Origin of the sequence: Paenisporosarcina sp. OV554, assembly GCF_003058165.1 — a bacterium.
GTDB lineage: Bacteria > Bacillota > Bacilli > Bacillales_A > Planococcaceae > Paenisporosarcina.
Genome location: NZ_QBUC01000004.1, coordinates 175,016 through 195,301, shown reverse-complemented (window position 1 = coordinate 195,301; position 20,286 = coordinate 175,016). Strand labels below are relative to the sequence as shown.

Below are 20,286 nucleotides of genomic sequence, written 5' to 3'. Positions count from 1 at the left end.
CTTGAGACGTTTATTTATCTTTGTCTGAGGGAACATAGGTATTATGAACACTTTAAAGGAGGAGATTGTATAATGGAAATAATATTATACATAGCAGCTTTAGTTGCAGCTATAGGATTTCTCGTTCTTTGCGTAAGTCTTGCAATGACCTTGACTTCCCTAAAGAAAACGCTAAATGAAGTATCTGGAACAATGTCCGGATTAGAAGGTCAATTACAAGGTGTAACACGAGAAACAACGGAATTATTGCATAAAACAAACAGTTTGGTTTCAGATATTCAACATAAATCTGAAAAACTAAACAGCGTGGTAGATGCTGTGAAAAATGTAGGAGAGTCAGTAAATGGCTTAAATACGTCAGTTCGTCGTATCACTTCTTCAATTTCAACAGAAGTTGAAAGAAATGAAGATAAAATTGCACAAGTTGTGCAATGGAGTAATATAGCATTTGGCATTCGTGACAAATGGAAAGAACGTAAAGCAATTGAAGAAGCACGTGAAGGTTATACAATTTATCAAAGTGAACAAAAGTAACCCATAAAGAGATTTTAAAAAATAAGGAGGAAATAACATGACACAATGCAAACCTAATTATAACGAAGCGAAGTATAACCGTGAATTCTATACGAATAAATCTAACCAAACGGAATCTTACCTTCCAGAACAAGTGAACTTTTCTAATGGTCAACAACAGTATGATCCTATTTACAACTCAAACGATGACGTTAATTCAAAAGACTTTCTAATAGGAGCTTTAGTAGGAGGAATCATCGGAGCTGCAACTGCATTATTCCTTGCCCCAAAATCAGGAGCAGAACTTCGTGGTGATGTTACTACGCAAGCAACTCATTTAAAAGAAAAAACTGTAGACTTTTCATCTACAGCTAAAGAAAAAACATCTCAACTTTCTTCTCAATTGAAAGAAAAATCTGGTCCTTTAGTTGATAAAGTTAAATCTATTAAATCAAAAACGTCTACACCAATGGATGACGGTACGGCATCTTCTGAAGGTGAAGAACCAATTGATTTCATGGAGACGGTAACTAACACGATTGATGAAGTAGTCAATGAAGACAAAAGTACAACATCTACTGCAAAAGCTTTAAAAGAGGCTGTTGCAGATAAAAAAACAGTATAAAAATGTAGAAAACGCCCACATTTAAATTACGTGGGCGTTTTTTTATTTGAAACATTAGAACAGTGTCTGGTCAGGATACAATGGGGATTTAAGTGCATAATAGAGGAACAATAAGCTATTAAAATACTTTAGCGCGTTGAAGCGTTAAAGATAATACGTGACTTTCTGAATTTCAAGTACTATAATAAGTCTTATATCAAAAAACACATCATACAGTTTACGTTAACTCTTTGTAAATATGATATGAATATGAGGGGAGATCGAAGGTATGAGCCATCCAGAATTAGATAGCTTACGTAAAAATGTAGACGAATTAAACTTAGAAATTCTTCGTTTAATCAATGAACGTGCATCTGTTGTAAAAGAAATCGGGAAAGTAAAAGAAAAACAAGGTGTCAACCGATATGATCCTCTTCGCGAACGTCATATGTTGAACTTAATTAAAGAAAATAATGCTGGTCCACTACCACAATCAACAGCAGACCACATTTTTAAAGAAATCTTTAAAACGGCTTTAGAATTACAAGAAAATGATCATCGCAAAGCATTACTTGTTTCTCGTAAAAAGAAAGCTGAAGATACAGTAGTTGTCATTAATGGGGAACGCATCGGTGAAGGTAAACCTTCATTCGTATTCGGACCATGTGCAGTAGAGTCATTTGATCAAGTTGCAGCAGTAGCGAATGCAATCCAACAAAAAGGATTGAGAATGATTCGAGGAGGAGCATACAAACCTCGTACATCACCTTATGATTTCCAAGGTCTTGGTCTTGAAGGATTGAAAATTCTTAAGCGTGTTTCTCAGCAATACAATCTTGCTGTTGTCTCTGAAATTGTGACACCTCACCATCTTGAAGATGCTTTAGACTATATTGATGTTGTTCAAATTGGTGCTCGCAACATGCAAAATTTCGAGTTGTTGAAAGCAGCGGGACAAATTAACAAGCCTGTCCTATTAAAACGAGGAATGTCTGCAACTATTGAAGAATTTATTCATGCTGCAGAGTACATTATTTCTCAAGGGAATGATCAAATCATTTTATGTGAACGCGGAATTCGAACTTATGAAAAAGCGACACGTAACACACTTGATATTTCAGCGGTGCCAATTCTAAAACAAGAAACACATTTACCAGTGTTTGTTGATGTTACGCACTCTACTGGACGTCGTGATCTATTACTTCCTGCAGCTAAAGCAGCAATTGCAATAGGAGCAGATGGTGTAATGGCTGAAGTACATCCTGATCCAGCAGTTGCTTTATCGGATGCTGCACAACAAATGAATTTACAACAATTTGATGAGTTTTATGATTCACTTCAGAAGTTCATGAAAGCATATGAAATTCACGCATAATTTTCATGCCGGTTCAAATACTGAACCGGTATTTTTCTTTGGTTTGAGGTAACATTGGAAAACGACTGAAAACTGTTATATGATGATAGAAGATAAGGATTGATCAGGGAGTGAAATACATATGACAATAACAATTTATGACGTAGCACGTGAAGCAAATGTCTCGATGGCTACAGTATCTCGTGTCGTCAACGGCAATCCAAATGTAAAGCCTGCGACTCGCAAAAAAGTTCTGGATGTAATCGAACGATTAGAATATCGTCCAAACGCAGTTGCTAGAGGTTTAGCGAGTAAAAAAACAACGACTGTGGGAGTTATTATTCCTGATATCTCTAATATTTTTTATGCTGAATTAGTTCGTGGAATAGAAGATATCGCAACAATGTATCGATATAATATTATTTTATCCAATTCCGATCAACGTGAAGATAAAGAATTACAGCTTCTTGAAACTATGCTTGGAAAACAAGTAGACGGAATTGTGTTCATGAGTGAACATGTATCTATTGAATTATTAACGATGATGGAGCGTTCTCCTGTCCCAATAGTTTTAGCAGGTACAGTTGATGCATCTGGGAAAATGCCTTCAGTTAACATTGATTATCATCAAGCAGCATATGAAGCTGTAAATCGATTGCTTACAAATAATCACAAGCGAGTTGCTTACGTTTCAGGCTCATTATCGTCAACAATCAACCGAGCATATAAATTTACGGGCTATGAAAAAGCTTTAGAAGATGCAGGTCTTAAACTTGATGAAGAATTAGTCGTGGAAAGTGAAGCAACTTATGATGACGGATATTCAACGTTTAATAAACTAAAAAGTATTCAAGATTCACCAACTGCTTACTTTGCGGGTAATGATGAGTTAGCAATTGGATTAATTCACGGTGCTCAAGATGCAGGATTACAAGTTCCAAATGATGTTGAAGTAATCAGTTTTGAAAACTCAAAGTTAGCACGTATGGTACGTCCAGAATTAACAAGTATCGTATTGCCTTTATATGATATTGGAGCAGTTTCGATGCGCTTGTTAACTAAATACATGAACAAAGAACAGATTGAAGAAAAAACGGTTATTTTACCTCATCGTATTGAAGAAAGAGATTCGGTGAAATAATTGAAAGGAGGAAACTACAGTTTTGGTAGTTTCCTCCTTTTTTAATGAGACGCTCTTACATTGTTGTTTATCGTACCTTTGCGCTAGCCGCACGTTCCGCATGAGCCAACAAGTATGAAAACCACATACTTGTGGGTCTCATTCTTCACGCTCATGCGGCATGCTAGGCGCAAATATACTCTTTGGTTTGTTCTTCAATATCAACTGTTCGTCCGCTGAGAGGGAGCCGATTCCCTCTTTTTATAACAGCTCTATTAAACTATTCTTTTTTTATCGTACCTTTACGCTAACCGCACGTTCCGCATGAGCCAACAAGTATAAAAAACACATAACTTGTGGGACTCATTCTTGGGCCCACAGGAAGTGGGTCATGAAGGTGTTGCCACAAAATTTCTCGCATTGCATTTTGCGACGAGTAACCGCAGGAGCAATTTCTTGCATTGCATTTTGCGACGAGTAACCGCAGGAGCAGGACGTGGCGTTTTTAACCTTCGTTCCTTTGAGTGCTAGCCGCAAATGTACTCTTTCTTTTGTTCTTCAATATCGCGAGCATTCTTTAACATAGCCTAATGAGAACGTATAGAATAAAGAGCTTTACCTAAAACTTGTTTATTTTTTTCCGTTATCTCTTCTTTACGTGGAATGGGTTCGTATAAGTTATCTGGATCTAACCATGTTGGAATCAAAGTCACTGGTGATTCTACTTGCCATTGATCTAGCCATTCTTTGGGCAAGTTACCTTGTGGGAGCGGAATTTCATTCATTTCCATCCATAATAGTGACCAAGCTCTAGGAACAACTCGCCAAATGTCATATCCACCACCACCAACTGCAATCCATTTCCCATCACAATATTCATGAGCTAACTTATGGGCTAGTTTTGGAATCTCATGATAGATTTTCATAGTCCCATAAAGATGGGTGAGGGGGTCGAGGTAATGAGCATCTGCACCATTTTGGCTAATGATAACGTCTGGTTTGAAATGTTCAGCTATTTCGCGAAAAGCTGTCATGTAAAGTTCTAAAAAAGATTCGTCTTCTGTAAATGCATCGATAGGCAAATTAAATGATGTGCCGTATCCTTGACCAGAGCCTCTCTCAGTAACGTTTCCGGTTCCTGGGAACAAATAGCGGCCTGTCTCATGAATCGAGATTGTACACACGTCAGGGTCCTCATAGAAACTCCACTGAACACCATCTCCATGATGAGCATCAGTATCAATATAGAGAACACGAGCTTTATATTTTTGTTGTATGTATTTGATTGCTACTGAACTATCGTTGTATACACAAAAGCCAGATGCACGGCCATGAAAGCCGTGGTGAAGTCCTCCACCTAAATTAAGTGCATGTGAAGCTTTATTCTCCATTACATAATCTACTGCAGTTAACGTCCCACCTACCAATCTTGCACTAGCCTCATGCATGTTTGGGAAAATCGGTGTATCGTCTGTCCCGATCCCAAAACTTTCGGTTTGAGAGGAAGTGACAAGTCCCTGACCCGCTTTTTTAACAATATCAATATATCTCGCATCATGCGCAAGTAATAATTCGTCATCAGTTGCTATACGGGGCGTAACAATATCTGAGTCTGTAAGCGCATTCATTTTTCTTAATAAGTCAGTAGTAAGTACCAGTCTTTTTTGGTCGAACGGATGATTTTTAGAAAATTTGTAGCCTAATTGATCCTCAGAATAAATATAAACAGCATGTTTTTTTAAGTTGTCATTCCCGGCATGTTTGGCCATAGCACATCGAAACCTTCTTTACGTATATCTTCAATAATCCCAAGAGGATTCATTGTCTTCACACGGAATACTAAGATTTTGTTTTCGTCATTTTGTAAATCTGGATAGACAAGGACACTCAATACATTTGATTGATGATCGTGAAAAACCTTAGACACTTCAAATAATATCCCAGGTTTATTTGGTACACGTACTTCTATTTGTGAACCAGGTTGGTGTGCACCAGTTAATTCAATATATTTATATAATAAGTCAGTTTCAGTAATGATTCCAACTAATTTGCCACTACTAACTATGGGTAAACAGCCGATTTTTTGATCATAAAAAATAGTAGCCACTTCTTCAACGAAGTCCAGTGGGTGACCGATAAGTGGATTTTTGGTCATAATTTCTTCAATTGGTGTTGCATATATATCATGCTGTTGATTATCGATTAAATTGGAGGGAGTAGCATCTTTAATATCTCTATCCGATAATACACCAACAACGTGACCTTTTTTATTTGTGATAGGTAAGTGCCGAATTTTATTTTCCAGAAGCAAATTGATTGCGTCTTTAATTGAATGAGTCGGTTGAAGAGTTAAAATATTTGTATTCATCATTTGTTCCACAATCATAGGAAAGGCTCCTTTACGAATTAATACATAAAACGATTCATAAAACGAAGTTGATCGAAACGTTGGATAGATTCGGTATCAATTCGTGATCCAATCTTCGCCATTAAACAGTTTGCTGGATGTGAACTTATCTCTGGTTCATCTGTTGCAAAATATTCTAAGCCACCGGCGTTCATCATTTTCTCCATAATTTTTCGATATTCCCATACATTCAAACCAGTTCCTTTTAAATCCCAGTGCCAATAATATTCGGTTGTGATGGTGATATAATCTTCCATTGCATCATCCATCATGGAAACACGAAGCAATGTTTTTCCAACACCTGTTCCTCGATATTTTGGAATTACTTCAATCGCTCCTAGCTCGATTAAATTCGTCATTTGTCCCTTTGACCAGCGCTCAAGAGGGTCAGGATACAAATAAGTAACATAACCAACAATGGTCATATTGTCCCGTGCAATTAAAATACGACCTTCTGGTAATTTAGCAATGCCAACAATGGCTTTATGTTGTTGAGTAGGAGGACGAAATGCAACCAAATCTTCATGGAAATCATAACGGGCAATATCCTCTGCCGAAATGGGTCCTTCAATAATTAAATTGCCGTGTTTCGTTTTTAATTCCATGGCATTATAGATTTTTTTATGTTCCATGAGTTCACCCCTGAAAATAATTACAATTACCCCTATTATACATGAAAAGAACAGAAGGAAAATGTTTTCAATATTTTTCATTTCCGTATAGTCGAAAAAGTAAAATTATTCGCCATTTACATTTAATTTAAGGTAAACTAGTATTTGTATCGTAACTGAGAGGGTGGTAGAAATGAAACTTGAAGTACTTCCGGTCGTTCAAGGAGATTATTTACTCCAAAACTACGACGAAACTGCAGCTAATTTTGATTGGCAAGATGCAGAAAAAGCGTTTAGTTGGCATGAAACTGGTCGAATAAATATGGGACATGAAGCCATTGATCGACATGCAAATTCTGATAGAAAAAACAAAATTGCACTTTATTATAAAGATGCTAATCGCAAAGAATCTTATACCTTTAATGAAATGAAAAAATGGTCAAACAAAGCTGCAAATGTATTGCAAACTCATACAAATCTAGAAAAAGGAGACCGTTTGTTTATCTTCATGCCACGTTCTCCTGAATTATATTTTGCTTTAGTAGGCGCTCTTAAAATGGGTGTAATTGTTGGACCGCTTTTTGAAGCGTTTATGGAAGGTGCCGTTTATGATCGCTTAGCAGATAGTGAAGCGAAAGCCATAGTCACTACACCTGAACTTTTAGGACGTATTCCCGTAGATAAATTACCTCACTTAGAAACTATTTTACTAGTTGGAGACAGTGTTAAGGAAAATAATAAAACGATTGATTTCATGAAGCATTTGAAAACGGCATCGCCTTATTTCAAAGTTGAATGGCTAGATAAAGAAGATGGTTTAGTTCTCCATTATACGTCGGGTTCGACGGGCAAGCCTAAAGGGGTACTACATGTTCAAGAAGCAATGGTTCAACATTATCAAACAGCAAAATGGGTACTAGATTTGAATGAACAAGATATTTATTGGTGTACAGCCGATCCAGGATGGGTTACTGGAACATCTTACGGTATTTTTGGGCCGTGGTTAACTGGGACAACGATGGTTGTCATGGGCGGACGTTTTTCTCCTGGAGCTTGGTATTCAGCAATTGAAGAGTTTGGAGTCACAATTTGGTACAGCGCACCTACCGCTTTCCGTATGCTAATGGGAGCTGGTGATGCCTTGGTGAAAGACTATGACTTATCTTCATTACGTCACGTTTTATCTGTCGGGGAACCATTAAATCCTGAGGTTATTCGATGGGGTGCTGAAGTATTCCACCACCGTATTCATGACACTTGGTGGATGACGGAAACGGGTGCTCAAATGATTTGTAACTATGCTTGCTTACCAATTCGTCCTGGATCAATGGGTAAACCAATACCGGGTGTTACGGCAGCAATAGTAGATGATCGGGGAGTAGTATTACCTCCGAATCAAATGGGGAACTTGGCATTGAAAAAGGGATGGCCATCAATGATGCGTCAAGTTTGGAACAACCCTGAAAAGTACCAATCTTATTTCTTAAACGATGAATGGTATGTATCAGGAGATTCTGCATACATGGATGAAGATGGCTACTTCTGGTTCCAAGGAAGAGTTGATGATGTTATCATGACTTCTGGAGAACGTGTTGGACCGTTCGAAGTGGAAAGTAAACTACTTGAACATCCGGCGATTGTAGAAGCTGGTGTTATCGGAAAACCGGATCCAGTACGTGGAGAGATTATTAAAGCATTCGTGGCATTAAAAGAAGGTGTGGAACCTTCGGATGAATTAATTGCTGATATTCAACAATTTGTGAAAAAAGGGTTAGCTGCACACGCGGCTCCTCGTGAAATTGAATTTAAAGATAAACTTCCAAAAACTCGTAGCGGAAAAATCATGCGACGTGTCTTAAAAGCCTGGGAATTAGATTTGCCAACAGGTGATTTATCAACAATGGAAGATTAATGGATAAATTTGAGATGATGGTTTGGTGTTCTGTTGACCTAAATAGAAATTCTCATAAGAATGAAAAAAGCTGTGGTCCTTATCTTATCGATAAGGTCCACAGCTTTTTAGTATGTTTATTCTCCATCTCCAGGTGGAGTCACAACTGGAGGCGGTGTCCCCACTGGTGGAGTCACCACTGGGGGTGTTACAACTGGTGGTTTTGGTTTTTCAGGTTTTGGTTCCGGTTTTGGCTCTGGTTTCGGTTCTGGCTTTGGTTCCGGAGTAGGCTCAGGTTCAGGAGTCTCAATTTTAGCTACGTTAGATCCAGAGGATTGAACCCCTGTAATATCAACAGCTACAACGAAATATTCACCTGGTCCACTAACTTGATACGAATTTCCACCTGCTTCTTTAATCGAAGTAAGAAGAACATTGTTTCCTCCAGTACGACTGAACACTCGGTATCCAACAACATCATACGAAGCGGAATTCGTCCAAGTTAGTTTCTGTCCTGATAATGTAGCAGTAACAGGTTGTGGTGCTGCTCCATCTGCTTTAAAAGTATCTTCGGAAACAACACGATTTGCGAATCTAGAGTTATTCGGGAACAATTTACTAGGATCGCCATTCATTCTACCGAACATGCGCTTAATAAAATCTTCGTTAACACCAACCCCACCAGCTGTAACAAATTCGCTTGGTGTAGTAGGAAGAGCCCGATAACGCTTGTCCTTAATCATTACGTATGAAGAAGAAACGAAACTATCATCTACTCTAGTTGGGACAAAAGTGTTTCCATTAAATAAATCTGATGTCACAAGACCAGCACGAGAACATTCAGCTGAAGGTGCCATCCCTGAAATAGCACAGAAGGAACGTGACACTACACCTTTTGGCGCTTTAAATTCTATGTTTGGATCAATCATTTTAGGATTCACATCATAAGAAGCGTTCATTAATTTTGCCCATAACATATTTACACGTGCTCCTGGTTGAGGATATCTACCAGTATGGTCAATTAAAGTTTTTTGTTTATCATAACCTAACCATACGCCTAGTGTGATAGATGGATTATATCCCATAAACCAAACATCATGTGCTTCGTTTGTTGTGCCAGTTTTTGCTGCAAAATCCGAACTGAATTTCAACATGCTTTTCGCTTTTGTTCCAGTTCCGACGCTCAAAACATCTCTTAACATATCAGTTAAAATATATGCAGTTTGAGGTGAATAGACAGGAACAGCTTTTGACTTATGTTGAAATACGACATTACCATCGGCATCTTCAATTTTCTCAATCATATACGAGGGAACATACTGTCCAGCATTTGCTATAGTAGCATAAGCATTGGTGTTTTCTTGAACTGACACATCTACTGTACCAAGTACGGTTGATGGGTTAGCATAAGTTCCATCTGTAACTTTAGAGAAATTCATCTTTTCTAAAAAAGTTGTAGGTTTACGATCTTTAATTGAATCATACAGGCGAACTGCAGCTAAGTTTTGAGAAGTAGCAAGAGCCTGTCGAGCTGGAATAATTCCAAGCTCTTGGTTAGCAAGGAAATTTCCAGGTTTGTATAGTATAGGTCCTGCCATAAAACCATCTAATTTCACATCAACTACAGGACTACCTGCACCAATAACCCCATATTCAATTGCAGGTCCATAACCGACAAGTGGTTTCATTGTGGAACCATTTGGACGGAATCCTTGAGTAGCATGGTTTAACTTCTCGGTATTGTAATCACGTCCTGCAATAAAGCTTAAAATACGACCAGTGCTGTTTTCCATTAAAATACTTCCGACTTGAACAGGAACATCCACTAGTTTAGTTTCACCATCTTTGTTCGTACGTTCTTCTTTAGTTGTAAAACCATAGCTTTCAAACTCATTTTTTACTTTTTGATGTGTATCGTATAATTTTTTGTCAATAGTAGAGTGAATACGATATCCATTTACACGCATCTTTTGTTCAGCCAGCATCTCATATTTCACTTTTAATTTATTTTCTTCCTCTAAACGTTCGGGGTCAATTCCATCTTTTTCAGCCAACAACACTGAAATGATTGCAATTGCTTGGCGCTCCAGTTCAGCATTTAAATCAGGATATCGTTCACTTGTTGATTTTTCTGCAGAACGAAAATCTTTTTTAATATCATATGCAATTGCTGCATTGTACTCTTTTTCCGTAATGTAATTAGTTTCTTTCATTCGATAAAGAACGGTCAACATTCGGTCTATCCCAGGTTTTAACCCATCAGCATCTTTTAAACCTTCTTTAGTAAATGGTGTGTGTGCAAAAGGTGCTTGTGGTATGCCTGCAATAAAAGCAGCTTGAGGAAGATTTAAATCTTTTGCTTTTACATTAAAAATACCTTCTGAGGCAGTTTCAATTCCGGCAATATTTTCTCCTGCAGCATTACGGCCATAAGGAATAATATTTAAGTAGGCTTCTAAAAGTTCATCTTTTTCCATAAATTTCTCAAGTCGTAATGCGAGAAGAATTTCTTTGGCTTTACGCTCATAAGAAACTTCGTTTGTTAAAATTTGGTTTTTAATTAACTGTTGAGTTAATGTTGATCCACCAGTTTGACTATCCGAGTTCGTCACATCTTGAAATAGTCCACGGAAAATGGCTTTTGGAACGACCCCGTTATGAACTTCGAAGTATTCATCTTCAGTTGCATATACTGCATCTAAAACAAATGGTGACACTTCAGATAGTTTCGTTTCTCGACGCTGTAAATCTGCTCTTACTTTCCCTAAATAAACATTATCGGAAAAGTAAAGTTCCGAGGTTTCTTCATAACTTAGTATAGAACTACGCATTTCTTTTTCTTTTCTTAGCGGTTCTTGATCTACCAATGAAGCAAAGTAACCCGCTCCAACAGATCCTACAAATGCTCCACCAACTAGAAAAACAATTAACACTAGTATAGCAAGATTCCAAAAGACACCAGACGTTATACGTAGGCCTTTTGCCCATCGTGCTTTTGTCCATTTATCCCATGTTTCACTTATTTGTTTTAGTCTATTTTTCACTTGATCATTCAATGGAATCGACCCCCTAAAATCTTGTCCTATTATATCATAAAAACTTCCTTTTTTATTAATTTTATTGACAACGAAAATTTTAGGCGTACAATGAAAAAATATATAGTGCTTTAAGTGATGAAAAGTCCGAAGTAATGAATGCAAGTGCTGTTTAGAGAGCCAGCGGTTGGTGAAAGTTGGTCAGTGTGCATACATGAATTACAGGCTGGGAGCTTAAACGTTTACACAACGATACTGTGTCTGAAGAGCGGAAGGGCAAGTTCCTTCAAGCTGGGTGGTACCGCGCAAATAATATTAGCGTCCCTGCATGATTTTAATTAATCGTGCAGGGACTTTTTTATTGTCTAGCTCAGATTATGAGAGGGACGTTTTTTGTATTAAAAGTTGGGCTATCAGATTGCTGTTGAAACAAACGAAATAGTACATTTGGGGCTAACGCAAATGTACGACAAACAACAATATTATTTAAAAGAGCCAATATTTAAAGGAGGAATTTAAAATGACAAACTCATTGATGGAAGACTTAAAATGGCGAGGACTTGCTTACCAGTTAACAGACGAAGAAGGAATGGTGAACCTTTTAAATAACGAATCAATATCTTTATATTGTGGGGTTGATCCAACCGCAGATAGTATGCATATAGGACATATCGTACCCTTATTAACATTACGCCGTTTTCAACTTCACGGGCATCAACCGATTTTATTAATTGGTGGGGCAACAGGAATGATTGGGGACCCATCAGGTCGCAGTGAAGAACGCCAATTACAAACTACTGAACAAATTGATCAGAATGTTAAAGGACTAAAAGCTCAAATGGAACGGATTTTTGATTTCAGCTCTAAAAATGGAGCAGTTATGGTCAACAATCGTGACTGGATTGGCTCGATGAATGTGATTGAATTCTTACGTGACTACGGAAAATATATCGGTGTCAATTACATGTTAGCTAAAGATACTGTCGCTTCTCGATTAGAAGGTGGAATATCCTTCACTGAGTTCTCTTACATGTTGATTCAAGCAATCGATTACAATCACTTATACGATTCTCATAATTGCCGTATTCAAGTGGGTGGATCAGACCAATGGGGGAATATTACTACCGGCCTAGAAATTATTCGTAAAACTCATACCGATGAATCAAAGGCATTTGGTATGACTATCCCACTTGTTACTAAAGCTGATGGATCAAAATTTGGTAAGTCTGCCTCAGGATCTGTATGGTTAGATGCCGAAAAAACAACACCATATGAGTTTTACCAGTTTTGGATGAATGCTGCAGATGCAGACGTCATTAAATACATGAAGATTTTCACTTTCTTAACTCGGGAAGAAATCGAGGCTTTTGAAGTGACTGTCATTGAAGAACCTCATTTACGTAAAGCTCAAAAAGTACTTGCTGAAGAAATGACGCGTATGATTCATGGTCAAGATGCATTGGAAAATGCCATTCGCGTTACGCACGCATTATTTAGCGGAGATTTAAAAGCCCTTTCAGCAAGTGAAATGAAGGAAGCATTTAAAGACGTTCCTTCTATTGAAATGGCGAAAGTAGACAAAAATATCGTCGACTTGTTAGTAGATGCTGGCGTATCACCATCAAAAAGACAAGCGCGCGAAGATGTAACAAATGGTGCTATTTCAATAAATGGCGAAAAAATAACTGCTGTTGATCATATCGTAAGTGAAGCAAATCGTTTAGATGATTCATTCTCAATTGTTCGAAGAGGGAAGAAGAAATACCATATGGTGAAATTCGTATAAAAACAAAAGCTGCTAGACGATTTTGAATTCGTCTAGCAGCTTTTATATATTCCTAATAATCACTTGTTATGCTTGATCCAAAGTGGCAACTCTAAATCTCCATAAATGTCTGGATGTAATATATTAGAGAGTTTAAGAGCGCCTTCAAGTAAACGAGGGGAAGGACGACAATATAATTCTTCTTCCATTATATATAGATGACTTTTCTGTTCATCTGTTAGTCCATCGAATCCAGGTCGTTTTTCAACCACTTTTGTGTTTACTTTGTCTAATCTTACACCTACCCATGCCAAGAAGATATAATCTGGATTTCGACGCATGACGTCATCCCAGTCTGTTTGAATACTGGCTAATTCTACATCTCGAAAAATATTGCGACCTCCAGAAATCTCGCTCACTTCTGTTAACCAATTAATTTTCCCTGGAGTGAATATTGGTTTTGGCCACCACTCCCAGTATAGTTCAGGTGTCTTTTCAACCGTGGCAGCTCGTTTGTTCATTTCTCTTACGAAAGATTCATATGCAGTCGCAACAACTTCTGCATGCGGACTTATTCCACATGCATTTCCTACTGTCAATAAATCCTCAGCAATGTCGTTTAAACTTTGTGGATCCAAAACAAGATGAGGAATACCGCGAGCCACTAATTCGTTCACATTTTTCTCCATGCCAGGAACACTCAGCGAAGCAAGAACCAAATCGGGATTTAATGCTTCAAGTGCATCGATATCGATGGATAAATCTGGACCAAGCTTCGGTAAATGCTGAACAGATAAAGGCCAATCTGAAAAGTCATCAAGTCCAACGAGATTTTCTGTTAATCCTAAGTAGGCAAGTAGTTCTGTATTGCTTGGGCAAATCGATATTAGTCGCATCATTGACTCCTTTATTTTTTCCAACAGTGTACCATATGCACATAAAAGAAACCCAAATAGAATTTCAAATTTTTGATTTCATATTAATTTTAGGTTCTGTTAATCCTGTTGTTTATCGTATTTGCGCTAGGGACTGACCCTGTTTTTGAGACAGAATCAAAACAGGGGTTACCCAAAGGTCAATATCTTCTAATTTATAATTCTCGATGTACTTCCTCCTAATTTTAAACTATCCATGTCATTACGTGTATAAACAGAAAGCTGTCCTTTAAGTCTGTTCCTCTTAATGAGCGACATATAGAGTACTCAACCTCTTTCCAAACTAGTGTATCAAGTTCTTTTAGCTTTTTTAACGGGGGTTCTATATATTTGTTCGGTCTTCCGAAACCAATTTCTTTAATTCTTTATAAAATCTTTACACGCTACAGCATGATTTTTATGTGTTTATGAATAATAGAAATGGATTATTTTAAAACATAGTGCATAGTATGTTACGTGTTAAATAAATTGATTGGGAAGGTTGAGATATTTTGAATAAATCAGAAGATAATAATCTGTTAATAACGAGGAATAATCTGCTTAACGAAATAAATAACGTAAGTTATGAAGAATTTAATTATATTCCTGAAGTTAATAGCTGGAGTATTGCTCAAGTTTGTCAACACTTAGCTTTAACTGAAGAAACTTTTGCAAGGGCGATTGCTTATGGGCTAAAAAAATCCAATGCCTGTTCGGAACCTAAAAAAATTGACTTTATCTTAGACAGATCAAATAAATTGGAAGCACCAGAAGTAGTTAAGCCACAACTGGACTCATCCGAAACTCATCAAATAGTTGACCAATTAAATCATTCAAGAAATTTATTAAATAGTGTATTGAATACTGTGGAAGACACATCCATGTTAGTTGATAAATCCCTAAAACATCCAGTCTTTGGTGATTTGCCTCTTTATCAATGGATCGAAATATTATACTTACATGAACAGCGACATATAGAGCAAATAGAAGAAATTAAATCACACTACTCGGTATAAAGGTTAAATAATCTTCCAATTGTGAGATATCCAATGACTAACTGGATTATGTTCGAGTTAACATGAAAATTTGCTACAGAACTCCTATTTCGACACTTTTTTTATTCACAGATGCCTGTTTTTTCACATTTTTTTCATCTGTTTTTAAATAATTACAGCCTCTTTTATTTTTTTTTCTTAATTGGAATCCAGATTTCACTATTCTGACCTTTACTGGCCAACATTTCTGATCTTTCTGCTAGCTCAAAGGAAGAGGATGGTAACAACTCGGAAAACGTAATGAGTGGTGAAAGAAAGGTTCATATGGTAGCCATTCGAGTTCATCCAAATGGGTGAAGTTAATAAAATAATAGAATAATTTATGGCTGGTGGTAATTAGAAGCGTAAATGAGCGAAACAGAACAAGCTGTGAATGCATTTTTTTTATGTAATCTGTATCAAACTAAAGTATCTAAAAAGGGTGCCTGTCCCCCTATTCACTACCGCTATAATGCAGCTGGGGACTGGCACCTTTATTTTATTTCTGCATACGTTCCATTTAACTACTTAGTAAATTCCCACCGCATCAAATCCAGAATGAACTGCTACCTCTTCTTCGCTACTTTCACCATAAATATCGATTGAAGACTGAACGATAGCTTGACGTGCGTCGCTAAAGTTTGAATTAGGGTTTAAATAAACAGTTAAAGCACGATAGTAAATTCGCCCTAATTTTTCCCTTCCAATTTCTTGACCAATCAAGTATGCAGCATGATTGGTAATGGAGGAGTTAACATGGACACCGCCATTATCTACATTAGTTGGCATATCATAATATTCATCCATATGATTCGGATAGACCCCGCTGCCATATGCTGCTCTTTGCGCATTACTAACTACAACACTGTTTGGATCACTTAGGCTGCGCAATCTCGTTACACCTTCAGCTTTTGCAGCTGGTGCCATAATATTCTCACCCATTTCCCAATCTTCATCGTCAACGAGTACACCAAAAACATCAGCGAATGATTCGTTTAGGGCTCCAGATTGATGGCGGTATACTAAATTTGCAGACTTAGAAATGACACCATGAGTCATTTCGTGGGCAGCAACGTCAAGACCGGCTGATAGTGAAATAAAGAACTCACCGTCACCATCTCCATATGTCATATAACTGCCATTCCAAAATGCGTTGTTATAATTATTGCCATAGTGAACTTTAGAAACGATTGCCATTCCTTCCCCATCCAGGGAATTACGGCCATGTTCATTTAGAAAATACTCATATACCTTCTCGGAATTATAGTGTGCATCGACAGCAGCTCGATCATAGTCGCCTATTAATGCAGCAGAATTCCCAACATATAGAGTATCATTCTTTGAACTCCCATCATTGTTAGCATCATAGGTAAAAATGCCTTCAAGATTCTCATGAGAGTAATCTGCTAACGCAAACTTAGTCCCGGATTTCGGTTCCTTCACTTGGGTGATATGTAATTCCCTGTGATCGCCATGAACACCTTTTCCAGCACCTTTTTGTGTTTTATTTTCTTCAGCATGCATTAAGCCATTATACTTATCGATTACTTCTCCCGTATTTGCATCCACAAACACAAACCAGTTTCCAGGTTCATCACCCATGAAGTTAACATTCACTTTAAAAGCTGTATGATTTTCCTTTTCAAAAGGATAGACAACAAGCTCAGTAGTTGGCTCATATGTCAGCTCTTCAGGGGCAGTGACAGAGGATAACGCCACCTGTAGTGCAGCATCACTACTTAAGGAGGCAGTCGTGTCCACTCCATCATCGGCAATAGTCTGATTTATTCTTCCGTTCACGGATACTATTTCATTATTCTCATTAAAATGAACAATAACTTCGGATCCTTCTACGTTAACTCCATTTATTGCCTGTTTAAAACGGACGTGAGTCATACCCAGTTCATCTTTTTGTACACTTTTCACTTTTAGGTTTTTATCCGGATTTGTAATTCCGGTTTTAACTTGGTTTTTCTTCAAATAATTTAATGCATTGGAAGGGGTGCTAGTAGAGAATTTCTGTTCAAATCGCTCCGTCACAAATAAAGGAACGCTTGCTTTCTCATTCCACTCCTTAGAAGCTTGTACCCTATTAACCTCACTCGAAACAACCGACTGCGCAAATACACTACTAACTGGGATAGAACCTACCAACAATGCTGACGACAGAAATACGGGTACAATTAGCTTTTTCTTCAATATTTTATACCTCCTAAAATTGGATAATTTTAATTATAAATTAGTATAAAATAATTCGAATGAATAAATTGAATTATTTTAATTTTATAAATAATTAAAATTATGCCTAACTACGCCTTGGTGTAGGTATAATTTACCAATTAATAAATTTATTTGAAGAATAGACTCTTCGTTGTGGAATAGATGAAGAATCTGATATGAATGATTTTATTTTTTTGATAAACCTTGATAAGGAAAGGGTTAGCCGAAGGTATTACATTCAAAGGGGATATTGATTTGAGACTTTTAGCAAATTAGCAAATGAAATAATCTTTAGAAGTAACCACAAGGGCGTTTTTTTGTTTTCCCGTGAGAAGAAAAGAAATGGATGGAATTGCCGAAAGAAATTGTTAGCGTTCTGACTATGGACGGGTTGGAAGAAAGCCTGATTTCAAGATATTAGAATTTCTACGTGGTGTTCATCCGATACTCGTAATATAAGTTGATTGCGACCATTTATGGGTCCATTCCACTCTAAAGAAGGTCTTATGAGCCCCTGTTGTCCTGATTAATGTTTTGGAGTAAGTTGAAGGAAATTCCAGATGTGGAGTCGAATTGATTATTTATCGGGGGAGTTCAGTGAAAAAATATCCAGTTCACTTATCGTTTAAAAACGGATTGGACATGCAATTTGAAACAGATACTAATGTTAAGTTGACAGAACCTCAATACATAAATGGAGGACAATTCATAGTTACGGAAAATGAATATATAATTAATGTTCCATGAAATGAATGTTGTTCAATTGTTGAATTAGTTATCTATCATTGTTTTACTGAGGAAGATAGCAATAACGATATGTTTTTGCATATTCATTTGACGGTGACCAAGCGGCCGTCAAGCGTTTACAGGCTGAAGTACCTGTTATTGTAAGAGAATGGTCTTTAGGCATTCCACCTAATTCATTAGACGGTCTGGATGAGCTTCAAAAAAATCTAGCGTTTAAGGCATATGCGTCCGTACAGTTATTAGCATTTTTTGAACAAGGAAGCAGGAGTTAAAAGCAGGAAGAAGGTATCATGCCAGGTTGGAATTTTAGGCAAAGTGTTGAAAATGGCTGGCTTCCTTCGAAGTTTTTCTAAATAAAATTATTAATGAAGAAACATATGAGTGAAGAGCATGGATGAAAGATAAAATCACATAAGTGATGTTCTTAACTAATAGAAATGAGGATATAAGAGATGACGAAAATTCCAGTAGCTGTACAAATGTATACATTGCGAGAGGAAAGCGAGCAAGATTTTTCCGGTACCTTGAAAAAGGTTGCAGAACTTGGCTTCGATGGAGTGGAATTTGCCGGATACGGTGGAATGACTGCGAAAGAAGTAAAAGTGCTATTGGATGAACTTGGCCTTCAGGCAGCGTCCAGTCATGTTCCTTTAGAAGAATTGGAAAACAACCTAGCCGGGGTTATTGAAGACCAGAAAACGTTAGGAAGTAATTATGTAGTTTGCCCTTATTTATTGCCTGACCGCCGTTCAGAAGAACATTATCGTAACCTTATTTCTATATTGGATCAAGCAGGGGAAAAGTGCCGCCATGAAGGCATTACACTACTTTATCATAACCATGATTTTGAACTAGACCTTCTCTCAGATGGCAGAATGGCGCTTGAATCCATTTTAGAAGATACAAAGGAAGACAATGTGAAAGCAGAGTTTGATGTGTATTGGCTGAAAAAGGCAGGAGAAAATCCAGTTGAGTGGATTAATAAATATAAAAATAGAACACCGATTATCCATTTGAAGGACATGACGACTGATGAGGAACAATTTTTCGCGGAGCTTGGAACAGGCGGAGTTGATATTGAAGCAGTATTGAATATAGGAGAAGAAGCGGGAGTTCAGTGGTGGGTCGTTGAGCAGGATTTCACTCGCCGGACTCCATTTGAGAGCATTGGAATGAGCATTAATTTTTTAAAAACAAAACTACCGCAACTTGCAAAGAAATAGAATGAGAATGAAAATGAGTACATTAAACGAGGCGTAATCGGTTGTGGAACAATCTCTATATTTCGTCATCTGCCTATCAGAATAATATAAAAGTAGAAATTGTTGCAGTATGTGATATTGTCGCCGGACGTCCATAAGCAATGTTAAAGCTCATACTTTGCTTATGGTTTTCGGAAAATGTACGTAACGATAACTTTTTGAAACTATTCCATTTGCCTTTAGCAGTAGGTATATGCCCACATAAGCGAAATTGGCGTTTGATTTGGAAGAGAAGAAGACCGGTTTGGCGAAATGGACATTTGAGGACATACCCTTAAAATTGTGGCCAGTGATTCCGTTAAGCGAGATGAGGGGAATTGGGCGACGTATGTAACCAAACCTTCATGGGATGTGGATTTTTATGGTTGGTGATGACGCGAATAGCGATTAATAAACACTTGAAGTGCGCTTTGGTGTAATGGGAAATCAACTCTATCATCATGCTTGGGGAATTGATTTATCGGAACTCAAGCACCTTGATTAGAGGGGCAGTTAGTTATGGAAAGGGACAAATCCTATTTCGAGATTATGTGAAAACGGAAGATATCTTTACGGTTAAAATGTGCGAAGACGTGAAGAGACCGCACGTGACCTAAAGAGAATAATTAGTTCTAAATATAATTTAATTCCTATTGGTTTTGTAATGTTTAAAATTGACTTCATTCAATTCCAGCATTAAACTCATCTCAATAACTTCATATTTCTTATCAAGAGAAGCAGAGGGACTGGCCGAATGATGCTTCAGCAACCGCTTTGATCTATGGTATGGTCTCCAGCCAGAAAGAACCGTATTGAGAGATAAGTGTACT

Annotated in this window: 15 protein-coding genes, 1 pseudogene, 1 riboswitch and 1 other annotated feature; of the genes and pseudogenes, 10 read left to right on the top strand and 6 right to left on the bottom strand. The window is 37.4% G+C overall.

Annotated elements, in window-relative coordinates:
• Positions 1 to 72: 72 nt before the first annotated feature.
• From C8K15_RS05560 to ccpA, 4 genes are all read left to right on the top strand, one after another.
• Positions 73 to 534: a DUF948 domain-containing protein gene (locus C8K15_RS05560; RefSeq protein WP_108585437.1), complete on the top strand. Its 462-nt coding sequence runs from the start codon at positions 73 to 75 to the stop codon at positions 532 to 534.
• A 37-nt stretch (positions 535 to 571) separates the two neighbouring features.
• Positions 572 to 1,138 carry a YtxH domain-containing protein gene (locus C8K15_RS05555; RefSeq protein WP_108585436.1) on the top strand — a complete coding sequence of 189 codons (567 nt, stop codon included), beginning with the start codon at positions 572 to 574 and terminating at the stop codon, positions 1,136 to 1,138.
• Positions 1,139 to 1,406: 268 nt separating this feature from the next.
• The gene (locus C8K15_RS05550) at positions 1,407 to 2,492 is read left to right on the top strand and encodes a bifunctional 3-deoxy-7-phosphoheptulonate synthase/chorismate mutase (protein ID WP_108585435.1); all 1,086 of its coding nucleotides are present in this window, start codon (positions 1,407 to 1,409) and stop codon (positions 2,490 to 2,492) included.
• A gap of 121 nt (positions 2,493 to 2,613) precedes the next feature.
• Positions 2,614 to 3,612, top strand: a complete 999-nt coding sequence (gene ccpA, locus C8K15_RS05545) for a catabolite control protein A (RefSeq protein WP_108585434.1) — start codon at positions 2,614 to 2,616, stop codon at positions 3,610 to 3,612.
• A gap of 566 nt (positions 3,613 to 4,178) precedes the next feature.
• On the opposite strand, the gene C8K15_RS05540 is transcribed toward ccpA, so the two are convergent.
• The 3 genes from C8K15_RS05540 to C8K15_RS05530 are packed head-to-tail and all read right to left on the bottom strand — an operon-like array spanning position 4,179 to position 6,630.
• A complete protein-coding gene (locus C8K15_RS05540) occupies positions 4,179 to 5,360 on the bottom strand; it encodes an acetoin utilization protein AcuC (RefSeq protein ID WP_108585433.1) in 1,182 nt (393 codons plus the stop codon).
• Positions 5,330 to 5,977, bottom strand: coding sequence for an acetoin utilization AcuB family protein (locus C8K15_RS05535; protein ID WP_108585432.1), 648 nt, complete (start codon positions 5,975 to 5,977; stop codon positions 5,330 to 5,332). Before C8K15_RS05535 ends, C8K15_RS05540 begins: the two co-directional genes overlap by 31 nt.
• Before the next feature lie 20 nt (positions 5,978 to 5,997).
• Entirely contained in the window at positions 5,998 to 6,630 is a 633-nt protein-coding gene (locus C8K15_RS05530) for a GNAT family N-acetyltransferase (RefSeq protein WP_108585431.1), read from the bottom strand.
• Positions 6,631 to 6,802: 172 nt separating this feature from the next.
• Between C8K15_RS05530 and acsA the strand changes: the two genes are divergently transcribed.
• Positions 6,803 to 8,521: an acetate--CoA ligase gene (gene acsA, locus C8K15_RS05525; protein ID WP_108585430.1), complete on the top strand. Its 1,719-nt coding sequence runs from the start codon at positions 6,803 to 6,805 to the stop codon at positions 8,519 to 8,521.
• Positions 8,522 to 8,637: 116 nt separating this feature from the next.
• Here acsA and C8K15_RS05520 read toward each other — a convergent pair whose 3' ends face one another.
• Positions 8,638 to 11,556, bottom strand: a complete 2,919-nt coding sequence (locus C8K15_RS05520) for a transglycosylase domain-containing protein (protein WP_108585429.1) — start codon at positions 11,554 to 11,556, stop codon at positions 8,638 to 8,640.
• Positions 11,557 to 11,664: 108 nt separating this feature from the next.
• Positions 11,665 to 11,864, top strand: a binding site (T-box leader).
• 191 nt (positions 11,865 to 12,055) lie between these two features.
• Between C8K15_RS05520 and tyrS the strand changes: the two genes are divergently transcribed.
• Complete coding sequence (gene tyrS, locus C8K15_RS05515) at positions 12,056 to 13,321, top strand: tyrosine--tRNA ligase (RefSeq protein WP_108585428.1); 1,266 nt, start codon at positions 12,056 to 12,058, stop codon at positions 13,319 to 13,321.
• Between the two features lie 59 nt (positions 13,322 to 13,380).
• On the opposite strand, the gene C8K15_RS05510 is transcribed toward tyrS, so the two are convergent.
• Positions 13,381 to 14,196 (bottom strand): cobalamin-binding protein, encoded by an 816-nt coding sequence (locus C8K15_RS05510; RefSeq protein WP_108585427.1) that lies wholly within the window; start codon positions 14,194 to 14,196, stop codon positions 13,381 to 13,383.
• Between the two features lie 530 nt (positions 14,197 to 14,726).
• Between C8K15_RS05510 and C8K15_RS05505 the strand changes: the two genes are divergently transcribed.
• Positions 14,727 to 15,230 (top strand): DinB family protein, encoded by a 504-nt coding sequence (locus C8K15_RS05505; RefSeq protein WP_108585426.1) that lies wholly within the window; start codon positions 14,727 to 14,729, stop codon positions 15,228 to 15,230.
• Positions 15,231 to 15,776: 546 nt separating this feature from the next.
• On the opposite strand, the gene C8K15_RS05500 is transcribed toward C8K15_RS05505, so the two are convergent.
• Positions 15,777 to 17,447: a M4 family metallopeptidase gene (locus C8K15_RS05500; RefSeq protein ID WP_108585425.1), complete on the bottom strand. Its 1,671-nt coding sequence runs from the start codon at positions 17,445 to 17,447 to the stop codon at positions 15,777 to 15,779.
• 594 nt (positions 17,448 to 18,041) lie between these two features.
• On the opposite strand from C8K15_RS05500, the gene C8K15_RS20230 reads away from it, so the two are divergent.
• The 3 genes and pseudogenes from C8K15_RS20230 to C8K15_RS20700 form a co-directional block, all read left to right on the top strand.
• Positions 18,042 to 18,215, top strand: coding sequence for a hypothetical protein (locus C8K15_RS20230; RefSeq protein WP_158268263.1), 174 nt, complete (start codon positions 18,042 to 18,044; stop codon positions 18,213 to 18,215).
• 452 nt (positions 18,216 to 18,667) lie between these two features.
• The gene (locus C8K15_RS05495) at positions 18,668 to 19,438 is read left to right on the top strand and encodes a sugar phosphate isomerase/epimerase family protein (protein ID WP_108585424.1); all 771 of its coding nucleotides are present in this window, start codon (positions 18,668 to 18,670) and stop codon (positions 19,436 to 19,438) included.
• 244 nt (positions 19,439 to 19,682) lie between these two features.
• Positions 19,683 to 20,058 (top strand): annotated as a pseudogene (locus C8K15_RS20700) (DNA polymerase Y subunit UmuC family protein); the annotation flags it as partial.
• A 120-nt stretch (positions 20,059 to 20,178) separates the two neighbouring features.
• Positions 20,179 to 20,282, top strand: a riboswitch (SAM riboswitch).
• Positions 20,283 to 20,286: the final 4 nt, after the last annotated feature.

What these genes read in the sequence shown, in the direction of transcription:
- C8K15_RS05530 (WP_108585431.1), bottom strand. Translation starts at nt 6,630, where the DNA reads ATGGAACATAAAAAAATCTATAATGCCATGGAATTAAAAACGAAACAC.
- ccpA (WP_108585434.1), top strand. Translation starts at nt 2,614, where the DNA reads ATGACAATAACAATTTATGACGTAGCACGTGAAGCAAATGTCTCGATG.
- tyrS (WP_108585428.1), top strand. Translation starts at nt 12,056, where the DNA reads ATGACAAACTCATTGATGGAAGACTTAAAATGGCGAGGACTTGCTTAC.
- C8K15_RS05535 (WP_108585432.1), bottom strand. Translation starts at nt 5,977, where the DNA reads ATGATTGTGGAACAAATGATGAATACAAATATTTTAACTCTTCAACCG.
- C8K15_RS05540 (WP_108585433.1), bottom strand. Translation starts at nt 5,360, where the DNA reads ATGGCCAAACATGCCGGGAATGACAACTTAAAAAAACATGCTGTTTAT.
- C8K15_RS05560 (WP_108585437.1), top strand. Translation starts at nt 73, where the DNA reads ATGGAAATAATATTATACATAGCAGCTTTAGTTGCAGCTATAGGATTT.
- C8K15_RS05555 (WP_108585436.1), top strand. Translation starts at nt 572, where the DNA reads ATGACACAATGCAAACCTAATTATAACGAAGCGAAGTATAACCGTGAA.
- C8K15_RS05495 (WP_108585424.1), top strand. Translation starts at nt 18,668, where the DNA reads ATGACGAAAATTCCAGTAGCTGTACAAATGTATACATTGCGAGAGGAA.
- C8K15_RS05550 (WP_108585435.1), top strand. Translation starts at nt 1,407, where the DNA reads ATGAGCCATCCAGAATTAGATAGCTTACGTAAAAATGTAGACGAATTA.
- C8K15_RS05510 (WP_108585427.1), bottom strand. Translation starts at nt 14,196, where the DNA reads ATGCGACTAATATCGATTTGCCCAAGCAATACAGAACTACTTGCCTAC.
- acsA (WP_108585430.1), top strand. Translation starts at nt 6,803, where the DNA reads ATGAAACTTGAAGTACTTCCGGTCGTTCAAGGAGATTATTTACTCCAA.